The sequence below is a fragment of the Couchioplanes caeruleus genome, from assembly GCF_003751945.1.
Classification (GTDB): domain Bacteria; phylum Actinomycetota; class Actinomycetes; order Mycobacteriales; family Micromonosporaceae; genus Actinoplanes; species Actinoplanes caeruleus.
Genome location: NZ_RJKL01000001.1, coordinates 6,473,531 through 6,488,475, shown reverse-complemented (window position 1 = coordinate 6,488,475; position 14,945 = coordinate 6,473,531). Strand labels below are relative to the sequence as shown.

The 14,945-nt window shown below is 73.0% G+C and carries 13 protein-coding genes; 3 read left to right on the top strand and 10 right to left on the bottom strand.

Annotation, left to right across the window (positions count from 1 at the left end; translation table 11 throughout):
* Positions 1-67: 67 nt before the first annotated feature.
* Positions 68-2,551, top strand: a complete 2,484-nt coding sequence (locus tag EDD30_RS41590) for a glycosyl hydrolase (protein WP_084556299.1) — start codon at positions 68-70, stop codon at positions 2,549-2,551.
* A 59-nt stretch (positions 2,552-2,610) separates the two neighbouring features.
* Here the strand turns inward: EDD30_RS41590 and EDD30_RS29150 are convergent, their stop codons facing one another.
* From EDD30_RS29150 to EDD30_RS29140, 3 genes are all read right to left on the bottom strand, one after another.
* Positions 2,611-3,654, bottom strand: a complete 1,044-nt coding sequence (locus tag EDD30_RS29150; RefSeq protein ID WP_071804819.1) for a S1 family peptidase — start codon at positions 3,652-3,654, stop codon at positions 2,611-2,613.
* 439 nt (positions 3,655-4,093) lie between these two features.
* Positions 4,094-5,386, bottom strand: coding sequence for an FAD/NAD(P)-binding protein (locus EDD30_RS29145; protein ID WP_244945442.1), 1,293 nt, complete (start codon positions 5,384-5,386; stop codon positions 4,094-4,096).
* Between the two features lie 367 nt (positions 5,387-5,753).
* Positions 5,754-6,329: a winged helix-turn-helix domain-containing protein gene (locus EDD30_RS29140; protein WP_084556440.1), complete on the bottom strand. Its 576-nt coding sequence runs from the start codon at positions 6,327-6,329 to the stop codon at positions 5,754-5,756.
* Between the two features lie 936 nt (positions 6,330-7,265).
* Here EDD30_RS29140 and EDD30_RS29135 point away from each other — a divergent pair.
* Both EDD30_RS29135 and EDD30_RS29130 read left to right on the top strand, forming a co-directional pair.
* Entirely contained in the window at positions 7,266-7,580 is a 315-nt protein-coding gene (locus EDD30_RS29135) for a hypothetical protein (protein WP_084556441.1), read from the top strand.
* Positions 7,581-7,731: 151 nt separating this feature from the next.
* The gene (locus EDD30_RS29130) at positions 7,732-8,568 is read left to right on the top strand and encodes an alpha/beta fold hydrolase (protein ID WP_071805980.1); all 837 of its coding nucleotides are present in this window, start codon (positions 7,732-7,734) and stop codon (positions 8,566-8,568) included.
* 151 nt (positions 8,569-8,719) lie between these two features.
* Here EDD30_RS29130 and EDD30_RS29125 read toward each other — a convergent pair whose 3' ends face one another.
* From EDD30_RS29125 to EDD30_RS29095, 7 genes are all read right to left on the bottom strand, one after another.
* Complete coding sequence (locus tag EDD30_RS29125; RefSeq protein WP_071805981.1) at positions 8,720-9,346, bottom strand: response regulator; 627 nt, start codon at positions 9,344-9,346, stop codon at positions 8,720-8,722.
* Positions 9,343-10,662, bottom strand: a complete 1,320-nt coding sequence (locus EDD30_RS29120; protein ID WP_084556443.1) for a sensor histidine kinase — start codon at positions 10,660-10,662, stop codon at positions 9,343-9,345. The genes EDD30_RS29125 and EDD30_RS29120 overlap by 4 nt, the downstream gene beginning before the upstream one ends.
* Before the next feature lie 10 nt (positions 10,663-10,672).
* The gene (locus EDD30_RS29115; RefSeq protein ID WP_071805982.1) at positions 10,673-11,113 is read right to left on the bottom strand and encodes an ABA4-like family protein; all 441 of its coding nucleotides are present in this window, start codon (positions 11,111-11,113) and stop codon (positions 10,673-10,675) included.
* Positions 11,110-12,015, bottom strand: a complete 906-nt coding sequence (locus EDD30_RS29110; RefSeq protein ID WP_071805994.1) for a hypothetical protein — start codon at positions 12,013-12,015, stop codon at positions 11,110-11,112. The genes EDD30_RS29115 and EDD30_RS29110 overlap by 4 nt, the downstream gene beginning before the upstream one ends.
* A 173-nt stretch (positions 12,016-12,188) precedes the next feature.
* A complete protein-coding gene (locus EDD30_RS29105; protein ID WP_071805983.1) occupies positions 12,189-13,070 on the bottom strand; it encodes a pyridoxal-phosphate dependent enzyme in 882 nt (293 codons plus the stop codon).
* A complete protein-coding gene (locus EDD30_RS29100; RefSeq protein ID WP_071805984.1) occupies positions 13,070-14,179 on the bottom strand; it encodes an XdhC family protein in 1,110 nt (369 codons plus the stop codon). The genes EDD30_RS29105 and EDD30_RS29100 overlap by 1 nt, the downstream gene beginning before the upstream one ends.
* The gene (locus tag EDD30_RS29095; RefSeq protein ID WP_071805985.1) at positions 14,172-14,783 is read right to left on the bottom strand and encodes a nucleotidyltransferase family protein; all 612 of its coding nucleotides are present in this window, start codon (positions 14,781-14,783) and stop codon (positions 14,172-14,174) included. The genes EDD30_RS29100 and EDD30_RS29095 overlap by 8 nt, the downstream gene beginning before the upstream one ends.
* Between the last annotated feature and the right edge of the window lie 162 nt (positions 14,784-14,945).

Here is a 14,945-nt window from a genome sequence, read left to right as displayed (position 1 = left end):
TACGGTGGCGGCACCGTGAGAGCGCTCTCTCACACTCCGGCGACCCCCGATCCCCCCGGAGGTACCGATGCATCCCGCCGTCCCCCGACGCCCGCTCACCGCCACCGTCCCCTCGACCGCCCCTCGGCGCCGCCTCATCGCCGGCGGCCCCTCCGCCGCCTGGCGCCGCCTCACCGCCGGCGGCCCCTCCTCCGCTCTGCGGCGCCGCCTTACCGCTTTCGGCGCCGCCGCCCTGGTGCTCGGCGCCGGGGTGCTGTCCGTGTCCGTTGCCAGTGGCGCCGAGGCCGCGACCGTCGGCGCCGGCAGCTACACCGAGACCCTGCCGCCCGGCGCCAAGCTCCCCACCGGCTGCGGCGACCTCTCCACCAACCCGCGGAAGTACCTGACCGCGAACGCGCCCGCGGGACCCGTGCCCACCAACGACTGGTGGTCGTCCCTGCTGTTCAAGAAGGGCGACGACTGCAACTTCTCCCAGCCGCTCTACGCCGGGCCGGCCGCCTACCGGCCGGTGACGAGCGGGCTGGGACTGTCGTACCAGACCCAGGCCGCGATCAGCGGCAGCGGGACCGGGCTGGGCGAGTACCACTATCCGTACGCCCAGCACATCGTGGTCGGGGTCGACGGGCTGCGCGCGCCGCAGGCGCTGGTCGACGGCTGGAGCGACTGGACCGTCACGCCGTCGTGGAGCGACGGCAGCCGGACGTTGAAGGCCACCATCGGCCACGGTCTGCCCATGTCGTTCTTCCAGGCCACCGGCGGCGACGCGCTGCTGACCATCACCGGGCCGCCCACCGCCTGGCAGAACGCCGGCGGCCGGATCGGCTTCTCGATCGGCGGGCACGACTACGTCGCGTACGGGCCGGCCGGTGCGACCTGGACGCTCAGCGGCAGCACCATCCGCTCCGGCCTGGCGGGCAAGGGCTACTTCTCCGTCGCCGTGCTGCCCACGGACACCGGGACGAGCACCGCCGACAAGATCGCCCTCGCCGACACCTTCGGCCGGTACGCCCACCAGCACGTCACCGGCACCCGCGTGTCGTATGCCTACCACCAGAGCGCCGGCACGGTGAGCACGACGTACTCGTTCACCACGACGGCGCGCGAGGGCAGCGGTTCCGGCACGGTCATCGCTCTCTACCCGCACCAGTGGCGCTACCTGGCCGGCGGATCGCCGCTCACCCGCACCTACGTCTCGCCGCGCGGCACGATGAAGATCATCACGGGTACGTCGTTCGGCACGTCGATGAAGTACACCGGCGTGCTGCCGGAGATCCCCGCGGTGGGCGACTCCACCGGCGCGGACCTGGCCCAGATCACCACCTACCTCAACGATGAGCTGGCGGACCCGGCCGCCTTCCGGGGCGACGACACGTACTGGACCGGCAAGGGCCTCGGCCGCGCCGCGCGGATCGCGGAGATCGCCGACCAACTCGGCCTCACGTCGGTCCGCGACTCGGCCCTGAACGTCATCCGTACCCGGATCACCGACTGGTTCACGGCCTCGCCGGGCAAGACCTCGCGGCTGTTCTACTACGACCGCAACTGGGGAACGCTGATCGGCTATCCGGCGTCGTACTTCTCCGACGAGGACCTCAACGACCACCACTTCCACTACGGCTACTTCGTGGCCGCCGCGGCGACCCTGGCCAAGTTCGACCCCGGATGGGCCGCGGACAGCCGGTACGGCGGCATGGTCGACCTGCTCATCCGGGACGCCAACAACTACGACCGCGGCGACACGCGGTTCCCGTACCTGCGCGACTTCGACATCTACGCGGGCCACGACTGGGCCTCCGGGCACGGGGCGTTCGGCGCCGGGAACAATCAGGAGTCCTCGTCGGAGGGTCAGAACTTCGCCAACGCGCTCATCCAGTGGGGACAGGTCACCGGCAAGGCCACCGTCCGTGACGCCGGCATCTGGCTGCACACCACCCAGGCCGCGGCGATCAACGAGTACTGGTTCGACGTCCGGAACGAGAACTTCCCCGCGAACTGGGGACACAACTACTCGGCGATCGCGTGGGGTTCCGGCGGGGCGTACGCGACCTGGTTCTCCGGCGAGCACGCGATGGTCGTGGGCATCAACATGCTGCCCATCACCGGCGGGCAGTTCTACCTCGGCGACTACCCGGCGGCCGTGCGCAACACGTACGCGGAACTGGTCCGCAACAACGGCGGCGAGCCGACCGTCTGGCGCGACATGCTGTGGCAGTATCTCGCGCTCGGCGACCCGGACGCGGCGCTGGCCAAATTCCGGGCGAGCGGCGCCTACTCACCCGAGGAAGGTGAGAGCAGGGCGCACACCTTCCACTGGATCCGCAACCTCGCCTCCCTCGGACAGGTCGACACCGGGGTGACCGCGAACCATCCGCTGGCCAAGGCGTTCACGAAGAGCGGCTTGCGGACGTACGTGGCATCGAACATCACCGGCGCGCCGCAGACCGTGACCTTCTCCGACGGGAAGATGCTGAACCTGGCTCCGGGCCGTACCGTCGCGAGCGGCGCCACGAACTGGGCCGGCGGCACCGCGACCGGCGGCACGACCTCCTGATCCCCGGCAGGGAAAGGCCCCGGCGGGCGGCCGGGGCCTTTCCTTGGTGGAGGTATGGCTCAGTAGACCGAGACGCCGTAGACGGCCAGCGGCTCCGTCACGGGCTGGAAGAAGGTCGTGCCACCCGAGGAGCAGTTTCCGCTGCCACCGGAGGTCAGGCCCATCGCGGTGGTGCCGGCGTAGAGCGGGCCGCCCGAGTCACCCGGCTGGGCGCACACGGTGGTGCGGATCATGCCGTAGACGGTGCCCTGGGCGTAGTTCACCGTCGCGTTGAGAGCGGTGACCTGGCCGGAGTGCGTACCGGTCGTGCTGCCGCGGCGGTAGACGGTGGTGCCGACGGCCGGGGTGCCGGCGTTGGTGATGTCCTGCGAAGCCACGTAGCCCGGCTTCGAGATGCTGGTGTTGGTGTAGCGCACGATGCCGTAGTCGTTGGTCGGGAAGCTGCTGCCGGCCCGCGTGCCGAGCGTCGTGGAGCCGTTCGTCCACGTCGAACCGATATTGGTGCAGTGCCCGGCGGTCAGGAAGTAGTAGGTGCTGCCGCTGCGGACGTTGAAGCCGAGCGAGCAGCGCGAGCCACCGGTGTAGATCGCGTCGCCACCGGAGATGAGGGGGCTCAGCGTGCCGGGTAGGGACTCGACCCGGGCCCGGTCGCCCAGGGTGGCGACGGCGGACTTCACGGCGGCCAGCTTCGCACCGGTCACGGTGCTGTCGGCGGTGACCAGGATCTGGTTGCTCACGGGGTCGAGGGCGAACGAGGTGCCGGGCGTCTTGAGGGTTGCCTTGAGGGTCGCGTCGGCGGCGGCGAGCGCGGCGCCACTACGGGTGACGTAGCGGGGAATGGCGCCGGCGGCGCTCACGGACTGCGCGGTGGCCGCGTCCGTCACGTTGACGACGACCTTGCCGGCCGAGTCGACGTACGAGCCGGCGGCCCGGTCGCCGAGCCGGGTTTCCAGGCTGGCGGCGAGAGCGGAAGGCGCGAACGAGGGGTCGGCGGCGGGACCGGCCGGGACAGCGGACGCGGGTGACGCGATGACGCTGACGGCCAGCAGTGCGACGGCGAGGCCGACGGTCGGTCGGCCGAGCTTGGAGCCGGGGATACGCACGGGGTCCTCCCAGGGGGATGGGTGGTACGCCGGGAGCCCGGCGCACCGAGTGCCATCCGTAGTATTGAGAACAATCAATGACAACTCAAGGCAACAATGTCCTACCGAACGTCACCGAGATGGTTGTCAAATCACCCCTGAGCTGCGGATTCTTTCCTTGCATATCACCGGGCTATCACTCAGCCGGGATGCCGAGGCTGTTCATGATTAACATTCCGGCAATCCCGTCCGGAGACGGTCGACCGGGGACTGGGGCGCTCTTCCGGCATTTCGCCTTCGCGATTCCGCTCCGGGATTCCCCACTCCGCCGTTACCGACTCGCCGGTCCCGGTCGGCGCGCCGCCGCTTGCTGGACGCACCCCGCTCTTGCCTCGCACGCCCCGCTCTCGCTGCGCGCGCCTTCCACTTCTGCTTTGTGGACCGCGCTGCGCGCCTTCTGTTACGCCACTCCGGCGAGCACCGGGCGAGGGCGTAGATCGGTGGCGAGGCGGTGCGCCTGCGCCCGGATCTCCGGCACCGCCGTCGTCTCCCACTGGGCACCACGGCGCAGCGGGCCGATCAACCAGAGCCGCTCGTGGACCCGGCCGTCGGCGGCGACGAGCCGGCCCGCCGGGTCGATGTCGAGCCCGAGATCGTGCGGACCGAGCCGCACCAGACCCCTCTCCAGCAGGCCACCCACCAGCGGACCCGCGGCACCCGGAAGCCGGCCCGGCCCGGCACAGTTGACCACCGCGGCGTAATCGGCAAACCCCGGCCAGGCGGCGACGCCACCGCGGCGGATCTCCAGCAGCCCGGCCTCCCGCAGGGCCACGACCCGGGCGGCGACCTCGGGCGCCATCCGGTGCCGGTGGCACTCCCACGTCCGGGCCAGATGCCGCAGGAAGGCGTCCTGCTCCTGCGGAGTCAACGCGGTCCAGAGCTGATCCAGGTACGGCCGCATCCCGTCCACCACCGGCCGCCAGTCCCCCGCCTCGCCCGCGGCGGACCGTACGGCCCGTACCACGTCCCGGAGGGTGGCACAGTCGTCGAGGGCGGGCTCGGCGGGCGGCGCGGCGTCGACGGTGTGGGTCAGCGGGAGCAGCCCCCGCCGGCTGATCGCGACCACGGGCGCACTGCGGCGGTCGTCGGCCGTCAGGGTGAGCGCGACGTCGACCGCGGTCAGCCCGGTGCCGACGAGCAGCACGGGCCGATCGGTCGGCAACGCCTCCAGCACGCCGGGTCGCCACGGGTCGTCGATGTAACGAGGATGCTCGAACGGCTGCGGGGCGACCGTGGGACCCCCGACCGCCAGCACGACGTGATCGGCGCGCACGAGCGTGCCGTCATCGAGTACGACCGCGGCACCGCCGTCCTCCGGCACGATCCGCGTCGCCCGGGCGCGCCGCACCCCGACCCGGCCGGGATTCGCCGCGACCGCCTCGTCGAACACCTCGCGAAGGTAGCGGCCGTACTCGCGGCGGGGGCGGAAATCCGCGGGGGCGGCACCGGACCACCGTACGAAGTGGTTCGGGTCGTCCGGGTCGGCGCTCATCGCTGCGGCCCGCGAGTTGAGAAGATGCCAGGGCTGCGCGTTCCCGTACGCGACCCCACCGCCCGGCTCATCGGGCTCGATCACAACGACGTGGCTCTCCTCGCCGCATCGCAGCAACTCCCGCGTCACCAGGACACCGGAGCATCCACCGCCGACCACCGCCACCGTGCGCCGCATGGCACCCCCAATCTCTATCAGCACGATAGGCAAAGGAGGCCTTGAAAGCCAGGACCGCGCCGGACCGATCGTGCGGACGGCCCGCACCATTGCGGGCCGCCCGCACGATACTCGACGCCGGCACCCGACCCGCTCCACCGGCGGGCGCCCGGCCCGCCGCCGCACCCAGCCACCCCGCGGGCCGCCGACCGGCTAGTGCACCCACCGCCGACAGGCGTCCCCGTCCGCTCGGCGTTCGGCCACCCCGCCCCACCGGCACCGCTCCGCACCGGCGCAGGCACCAGCGCGCAGGCCCTGCACGCCTTCGTCGCCGCACCGGTCGCCGTCGGCCGGGGCCCGCGCCCGCGACCACCACGCCACCGTCCTCAACCGTGGCCACCGCCGCCGGTGGTCAGGACTCGCTGATCGTGATGGCGGCTTCCTCGGAGAGGCGGTAGCCGATGCCGTACACCGTGGTGATGATGTCCGGGTCGCCCAGCTTGGTGCGCAGCCGGCTGACATGCACGTCCACCGTCCTCGCGGTGGTGTGGGTATGCCCCCAGACGTGGCCGAGCAGTTGGCTGCGGCCGAAGACCTGGCGGGGGTTGCGGGCCAGGAAGACCAGCAGTTCGTATTCCAGACGGCTCAGGTCGATCAGCTTGCCGTCGAGCGTGGCGGTGCGCGGACGCAGGTCCAGGTGGAGGCCGGCGCGGGGCTGCCCCGGCACGGGGACGGGCGGCTGGACGACCGGGGCGCCCAGGGCGATGTCGGCGGCGGGACCGGCGGCCTCGATGAGGTCTCGCAGCGCCTCGAGGAGCCTCTCACCGTCCTCGGAGCCCGGCGCACCGAGCGTGATGGTCAGGGTCACCGACGAGACGGGATCGCCGACGACCGGCCGCAGGCGCGCGCTCCGGGGACGGCCACCGGGGCCGCGGCGGGCGGGCGGGACGCGGCGTGGGAACAGGTCGGCGACGGCGAGAACGGACATGCTGACCTCCGGAGATGTCACCGCTGCCGGATCTCGGCGGCGGCTGAATAATACTTTTCCTACGTGTTCAGTAGGATTATAGGCACATCGATGCGCCCGCGAGTTCATGCGAAGAAGGAGTCACGCCCACCGGCGCGGCCCCGCGGCGACCCGGCCCACCACTTCGGACGCGATAACCACATCGTCACGCGCTGAGTGCGTCGAGCGCACCCGGCGGCGCCAAGCTCGCCCCGACGCGCCGGGCTCCATGCCGACGCGGCCAGCGCACTCAGCGGCCCCGGCTCACCCGACGCCTTGAGCCACCCAGGGCCTCCGGTCCACCTAGCGCCTCGGACCACCTAGCGCCTCGGGCTGCCCAACACCTTGGCACACCTGGCGTCTCGGATCCGGCCTCACCGCTCGGCATGAGCAGGACAGACCATCGGCCCTTCGAGGCGACCGCCCGTCCCGCTTCGGGGGATCGCCTGCCGCGCCCGGGCCCCATCGCCCGCGACGCGCGGTCTGCCAGTCAGGTCACCGGAATGGCTAGCGGGCGCAACACCGGGCACTCGCACACCGGAGAAGGTCGATGGCGAGGCGGGACGTCAGTCGTACGTCTCGCAACTGCATGCCTCCGATCCTTGTTGCTCCGCGCACCCCGGTCAAAACAAATCCAGAATGCGGGAGCCATTTCTCCCGAAACAATAACGGTGCACCTCGCCGGCCGAAAAGGTGACGCCGCACACAATCGCCATTCGATCGCGATCAATGCGATGGGTGGCGCCAGATCGACGCCTGGCCACCCGGTCGCGTCGAGGGCGCCGTCCTCTCCCACAGGCCGATGGAGATCGGTCCCGTGAGCGCGACGGCGGACGAAAGGGCCACCGTGGGAGTCCGAGAGGGCGACCATCGCCGCGCACCCGGGATGCGCCGCATGAAACCTGGCACGATCGGCGCATGGAGATCCTGATGTCGGTCTCCGTCGTCGTGCTGCTGCTCGGCCTGGTCGCGCTCGCGCTCTCCGCCTCGGGGACGATACGCCGGGAACAGCACCGGACGGCCGTCCGGCTGGCGGCGGTCGAGCGCAAACTCGACGCGATGCTCGCCCACGTGGGCGCCGTCGTGCCCGAGGCCACGTACCCGGCGGTCGAGGAACTGGTCCGGCGGCAGCGGGTGGTCGAGGCGGTGCGGGCGTACCGCGAGGAAACGGGCGCCGATCTGCTCACCGCGAAGCAGGCGGTGGACGCGATCGCCGCCCGTCTCGGGAGGTGACGCCGCCGCGCTGGCAAAGCGGTGGACGCGATCGCCGCCCGTCTGGGGAGGTGACGCCGCCGCGCTGGTGAATCCGGTCCCACCGCCTGCACGAACCGGCCTCCGCCGCATGGGTGTGCCAGGGCTTTACCGCCTGTGTGAAGCTGTCGGGATGCAACCGCGCATCCATCCCGTCGTCACCCCGGACGGGTTGACGCTCACGGTCGAGGAGTACGGCACGCCCGGCGCCGCCGCATCGATCGTCTTCCTGCCTGCCCTCGGGGTGCCGCTGGCGTACTACGGCAAGTTCTTCGATACCTGGGCCGCCCGGGGCCGGCACCTCGTCGGCGTCGAGCTGCGCGGCATGCCGCAGAGTCCGGTCACCGACCTGCGCAGGGAATCGTTCGGCTACGCCCACCTCGTCAACGTCGACCTGCCCGCGGTCTTCGCCGGGTCCGCCGTCGCCGCCGCGCCGAAGGTCGCGCTGGTCGGGCACAGCCTCGGCGGTCAGCTCGCGCTGCTCTCCGGCGCGGCCGGGACCGTACACGCGGACGCGATCGTCACCATCGGCACCGGCACCAGTTCCACGGCCGCCCGCCGCAGCCGCCTCGGCCGAGTCCGCCGGGCCGCCGGCGTCCGCTTCGTGGGCGCGGTGACCTGCTCCCTCGGCTACTGGCCGGGCCACCGGCTCGGTTTCGCGGGCCGGCAGCCGCGCACGCTGATGGCCGACTGGGGATACGAGGCCCGGCACGGGCGCTACCGCCTGCACGGCGACCGCACCGACTACGAGGCCGCCCTCGCCCGGATGGAAACGCCCGTCCTGCTCGCCAGCATCGCCGGCGACCGGATGATCCCCACCGCCGCGGTGGACCACCTCGCCCGCCGCCTTCCCCCACACGTCGAACGCACCCGGATAGAAACCACCCGCGACCACTTCCTCTGGGCCCGCCGAGCCCCCGAGCAAGTGATCGAGAGCGTGGAAACCTGGCTCGACGGCCACGCCCTCTGACCGGGCCGGCCGCACAGGTGCGGCGAAGCCGTCACGCAGATCGCCCGCTGTGCAGGTAGTCCGGATCATTTCATCGGCCGAGGAACCGTGATCGCCGCCTTCCTCGTCGACACCGACGGTCGCCGGGGACACGGCGTGACCGTCGTGTGGCTCAGGCGGAGCGCGCGTAGAGGGCCAGGCGGACGCGGTTGGGGCTGTCGGTCTTGGCCATCAGGCTGGTGACGTGGGTCTTGACGGTGGTCACTCCGATGTGGAGACGCTCGGCGATCTCGGTGTTGGACAGGCCCTCGGCGACGAGGTTCAGGACGTCCCGTTCGCGGGCGGTCAGGCCCGGTACTCGCTTCGGTTGGTCGGTCCGGGCCTCCACCGCGCGTTGGACCAGGCGGCGCAGTACGTCCTGGCTGAAGGGACTGTCTCCGGCGGCCGCCCGCCGGATGCCGTCGAGGAGTTCGGCCGGGGGCGCGTCCTTGAGCAGGAAGCCGCACGCTCCCGCGGTGAGGGCCGGGTAGAGGTGGTCGTCGTCGCCGAAGGTGGTCAGGACGAGGACCCTTGTTGCCGGGCGGGCGGCGAGGATGCGGCCCGTTGCGGTGATGCCGTCGATGCCGGGCATCCGGAGGTCCATGACGATGACGTCGGGGGCCAGGCGGGCGGCCAGGGCGATCGCATCGCGGCCGTTCTCGGCCTCGCCCACCACGTCGAGGTCGGGCTCGGCTTCGCAGAGCATGCGCAGCCCGGCCCGGATGAGCGGCTGGTCGTCGACCAGCACCACCCGGATCATCCGGCATCGCCCGGCCCCGGGACGGGAGCGCCCGACGACGGACCGCCGCCGGGCCGAGAGCCGGCGGCAGGCGAAGAGCCGGCGGCAGGCGAAGGAGTGGGCACGGGCGGCGAAGCGGCGCCCGGCGGCGGGGTGGGGACGGACGGCGGGGTGGGGACGGTGGCGGGCAGGGTTGTCGAGACCTGCCAGCCGCCGGCGGAGGGGCCCGCGGTGAGGCTGCCACCGAGGACCTCGACGCGTTCCCGCATTCCGGTCAGTCCGTGACCTCCGCCGGACGGCAGGGCGGGCACGATGCCGCCGCCGTCGTCGGTGACCGACCAGAGGACGTCGCCGTTCTCCACCTGCACGGTCAGCCGTGCGTGCGCCGACGGGCCCGCGTGTTTCGCCACGTTGGTCAGGGCCTCCTGGGTCAGCCTCAATACCGCCATGCCGCGGACCGCGTCGATCGATGCCGCCTCGTCGTCGATGACGTAGTCGACGGTCAGGCCCGCCTGTTCCGCCGTCGACACCGCCGCGGCCAGCGCTGCGGGCAGGGCCGCGGGTTCGATGGCGGTCAGCGCGGCGTCCGTGCGTACGGTGGGATCGCGCAGCACCGCGACCAGCTTGCGCAGGTCCGCGAGCGCCGCGGTGCCGGTGCGGTGCACGTCGTCGAAGACGTCGGTGACCCGCGGGTCCGCGTCCGGCAGGACGTGGCGGGCCACGCCGACCCGCAGCACCATCGAGGCGACGTGGTGGGCGACCACGTCGTGCAGTTCGCGGGCGATGGCGCTGCGCTCGTCGGCGCGGGCCGCACGGCTCTCCGACTCGCGCTGTTGCCGCTCGGCCTCCGCCTTCGCCTCCGCCTGCCGGCCGAGTTCGCGGGTGGTGCGGATGACCAGGCCGAGCAGCACCGGCAGGCCGACCACCACGAGCGCGCTGAAGATGGGGGTGCCCCAGCGGTCCGGGTCGTGGAGGTATCCGGCGGCGAGGTGGATGGCCGCGACCAGGCCGGCGCCGCAGGCGGACACCAGGGGGCGCGGGGTCGCCATGGTGAGTTCGAGCAGCGCCCAGGAAGTGCCGACCTCGTTGATCATCTGGTCCTGGACCAGCACACTCGCGGCGATCAGCAGTGCCGACTGCACGAGCAGGTTAGCCACGCGCCGCCGGTGCAGCAGCAGGGCGGTGGCGAAGGCCAGCAGGGCGAGGATCCACTGGGTGCGGGTCGGTGACCGGCCCGCCTCGGTGCCGAAGACGAGGTAGCCGAGGCCGCTGAGGTCGAGCAGCAGCATGCGGACGAACGTGTCGCGCGCGTCGAAGAGCCGGCCCACCCATCCCACGACCACCACCCTAGAGGCCCTCCGGGGCGTCCTCGGCCATGCGATACCGAGTCCGGACGAGGAGGTATCCGCCAAGGCCGAGCGGACCGAGCAGGATCGTCAGCACGAGCAGCGGGGACAGCAGCCACGACGGTACGCCGCGGCGGGTGCCGTCGAGCCACGCCCAGCGGCCGGCGAAGAGGTCGAAGGCGATCATGTGTGCCCAGGCTGCCGCGGCACCGTCCGCCGTACCGAGCAGCGTGCGGATGCCGTCGAGGGCCGGGGCCGCGACCGCGGGCAGCACCTCGCCGAGCGCGGGCAGCACCAGGATCGCGTAGACGACCACGACCGGGAGGACGATCAGGGGCGACGCGACGATCCGGCGGGTCCAGGACCAGCCCGGCAGCAGGATCATCAGCGCCCAGAACGGCGCGGCGAGGGCGAAGGTCAGCGAGAACAGGACGGCCGTCATGCCGCGAGCTCCAGTTCCGGCCGCCGGGCCCGGACCACCGCGGTCGCGGCGAGGGCGGTGGCGGCGACCAGCGCGGCGACGGCGGCGACGGTCAGGGCGTCGGGCCGCAGCAACGGCTGTCCGCGCAGCGCCTGCCAGGTCAGCAGGATCGTCAGCATTCCGTACGCGCCGCCGCCCACGGCCAGCAGCCGGACCCGGGTGAGCGCGTCGAAGCGGCGGCCCAGCAGCAGGGCGAGCAGCGGCAGGATCTGCAGCGCGTGCAGCCCGACGAAGTGACCGATCCGCAGGTCGCCGCCGGTGGTGCTCCAGCCCAGCAGCGGCAGCCCCGGACCGCCGTCGGGCACCCCGACGCTGTGCGCGCCGGCGATGACGCTCTGGCCGGGCGGCGCCGCGGACGGCAGTGTCATCGGTACGGCCACGAGCATGCCGAGCAACGACAACCCCAGCCCCCACCGTACGGCGTGGGCGGCGACGCGGTCGGCGATCCGGGCCCGCAGCAGCACGACGCCGACGACGAAGTGGGCGGCGAACAGCACCATGATCGCGGTGCCCATGATCTGCCACATCAGCGCGTCGAACGGGGTGCTCCCGTTGAAGTGGCTCGTCGTGCCACGGAGCACCTGGGTCACGATGACGATCATCTCGACGACCCCGAGCGCTGCCACGACGGTCGCCGCCCGCTCGGCGGCGCGGCTGCGGCGGGGCAGCAGGGACAGCATCCAGGCGAGGGTGCCGGCGTAGAGGACGAAGGACGCGGCGAACTTCAGCGGCTTGGCCCAGATCGGCATGCCGGTCAGGATCCGGGGGTCGGCGACGAGGCCCACCGCGGCGACCACGGCGAGCGCCGCCATGGCGGCGGTGAAGGCCATCAGCGGACGGTGCAGGCGCGACAGGGTTGGCATGCCGTCGATCCTGGCCGTCCCCCGGCCCGGCTTCATCCGCCCACAGGCCCGCTCCCTCCTCCCTGGGTAGGAGGCCGGCCGGGGCAGAAGGCCGCCGGGGTGGGAGCCGCCGGGGCAGGGGGCCGCCAGGCTAGGAGACCGACAGGGTGGCAGGCCGACGGGCTGGGAGGCGGTCAGGTCAGGGCGGGGTGGCCGAAGAGGCCGGGGAGGCCGCCGCTGTGCAGGAACACCACCTTGCCGTCGGGCGGGTTGGCGCGCAGCCCGGCCAGCGCCCGGCCGGTGTACGTCGGATCCAGGAACAACCCCTCGGTCCGGGCCGCGAGCACGAGCGCCGACCGTACGGAATCCGTCAGCGCCGCATACCCCGCACCGACCTGGGAGTCGTCGATCTGCAGCGCGGCCGGGTCCACGGCGGTGCCCATGCCGTCGAGCAGCGACGCCACCGCCGCACGGGGTGCCGGGAGCGCTCCGGTGTCCACGCCGTACACCCGCTGCGGGCCGAGCCCGGCGACCAGGCCCGCCATCGTGCCGCCCGAGCCGAGCGCAACCACGACCGCGGCCAGGTCCGGAAGCTGGGTCCGCAGTTCCTGGGCGCAGTCCACGTATCCCCGGGCCGAGACCGGGGACGTGCCGCCGAACGGGATGACGTAGCCCTCCTGCGCCGCGGCCACCTCGTCGAGCGGTGCGTCGCCCGCCCAGACGATCGCCGCGCCCGCCAGCTCGTCGAGCAGCAGGTTGCCGCGGTGGATCCCGGGCGGGTCGCCGCGCAGCACCAGCGTGCAGGCCAGGCCGAGGCGGGCGGCGGCGGCAGCGGTCAGGCGGGCGTGGTTGGACTGCGGGGCGCCCGTGGTGACCAGCGTCGTCGCGCCCGCCCCGAGCGCCTGGGCGCAGAGATGCTGCAGCTTACGGACCTTGTTGCCGCCCCCGCCCAGCCCGGTGAGGTCGTCGCGTTTGATCCAGAGTTCGTCCAGGCCGAGCGCGGCGGCCAGGCGCGGGGCCGGCTCCAGCGGGGTCGGCCAGGTGCCGAGGGAGATCGGTGGGAGCGGAGAAGCCATCAGACGTCCTCGTGGTGGATGGGACCGGAAGTGCCGGAGAGCCGCTCGCCGGTGCCGTGCCAGCGCAGGGCCACGATCTCCGCCGCCACGCTGACCGCGGTCTCCTCCGGCGTACGGGCGCCCAGGTCCAGCCCGATCGGCGAGCAGAGCCGGGCCAGTGCCGCCTCGTCCAGGCCGGTCTCGCCCAGGCGCTTGTGCCGGTCGTCGTGGGTGCGCCGGGAGCCCATCGCGCCCACGTACGCGAGCGGCAGCTCGAGCGCCACCTGCAGCACCGGCACGTCGAACCTCGGGTCGTGGGTCAGAACGCACACCACCGTACGCCCGTCGATCCGGCCGGCCGACGCCTCCGCGGCGAGGTAGCGGTGCGGCCAGTCGACCACCACCTCGGCGGCCTCCGGAAACCGCTCGGCGGTCGCGAAGACCGGCCGGGCATCGCAGACCGTGACCCGATAGCCCAGGAACGCGCCGATCCGGGCCACCGCGGCGGCGTGGTCGGTGGCCCCGAAGACCAGCATCCGTGCGGCCGGGGCGAACGAGCTGACCAGCACGTCGAGGCCGGTGCCCCGGCGCTGCCCGTCCGGCCCGTAGCGCAGCAGCCCGGTACGTCCGGCGGCGAGCAGACCCCGCCCGTCGTCGGCCGCGGCGTCGTCGAGCCGGTCGCCGCCCAGCGAGCCGTGCCGGGCCTCCGGAGTGAGCACCAGATGCCGGCCGATCCGCTCGGCGGGACCGTCCACACAGGTCAACAGCGCGACCGGCCGCTGCCGGCCCATCTCGGCGGCGAGCACGTCCAGCTCGCCGAACCCGGCCCGCTCCACGAAGACGCCGATGGTGCCACCGCAGGGCAGCCCCACCTCGAAGGCGTCGTCGTCGCTGACGCCGTAGCGGACGGCGCGGGGACGGCCGGACGCGGCCACCTCGCGGCACAGCTCGTAGACCACGGCCTCGACGCAGCCGCCGGAGACGCTGCCCACGGCGGTGCCGTCCGCGCGGACCAGCATCGCCGCGCCGGGCTGCCGGGGTGCGCTGGACCAGGTCGCGGTCACGGTCGCGAGGCCGGCCGGTTCCCCGAGCCGCCAGGCCGCGACGAGGTCGTCGAGAACGTCACGCATGGCCGGTCACCGCCTCCGGCACGTCGCCGGGCAGGTCCAGGGCGCGCATGTCGCCGGGCACGTCCAGGTCGAGGTCGTCCGCGACGTCGCCGACGGGCACCACCCGCACCTCGCCGGCGTGCGTGCGCAGGTAGTCACGGGCGCCCCGGTCGCCGGTCGCGCTGCCCGCCACGCCTTCCCAGTGGTCGCGTCCGAGCAGGACAGGGTGGCCTCGGCGGCCGGCGTACCCACCGGTGACGAGGGCCGTGGGGGATGCGAGCGCGGTCACCCGGCGTACGGCCGCGGGGGTGACGCCGGGCATGTCGGCCAGCAGGACCACCACCGCCGCGGCCGGCGTGCCGGCCAGCGCGGCCAGGCCCGCCCGCAGCGAGGACGCCATGCCGGTCTGCCAGGCGGGGTTCTCGACGTAGTCGAGGTCGGGTGCGGCCGCGCGCACGCGGCCCGCCGCCGCGCCGACCACCACGACCGTGCGGGCCAGACCCGCCGCCCGCGAGGTCGCGGCGGCGCGCACCACCAGCGGTCTTCCCCGCCACGGCACCAGGGCCTTGGGCATACCGAACCGGCGTCCCGCGCCCGCCGCGAGGACGAGACCGGCGATCTCCATGGTGGCGAGCGTAACCGCCGGACGGCGTTCGTAAACGGCTCGCTCGCGGTTCGCGCCCGCGCATAGTATCGACCGGCATGAACGTCGGGATCATCGGCGCGGGACCGACCGGGCTCTCTGGCGACCGCCGGTGCCGGCCGGCCCGACCCGCGACGAGCTCGC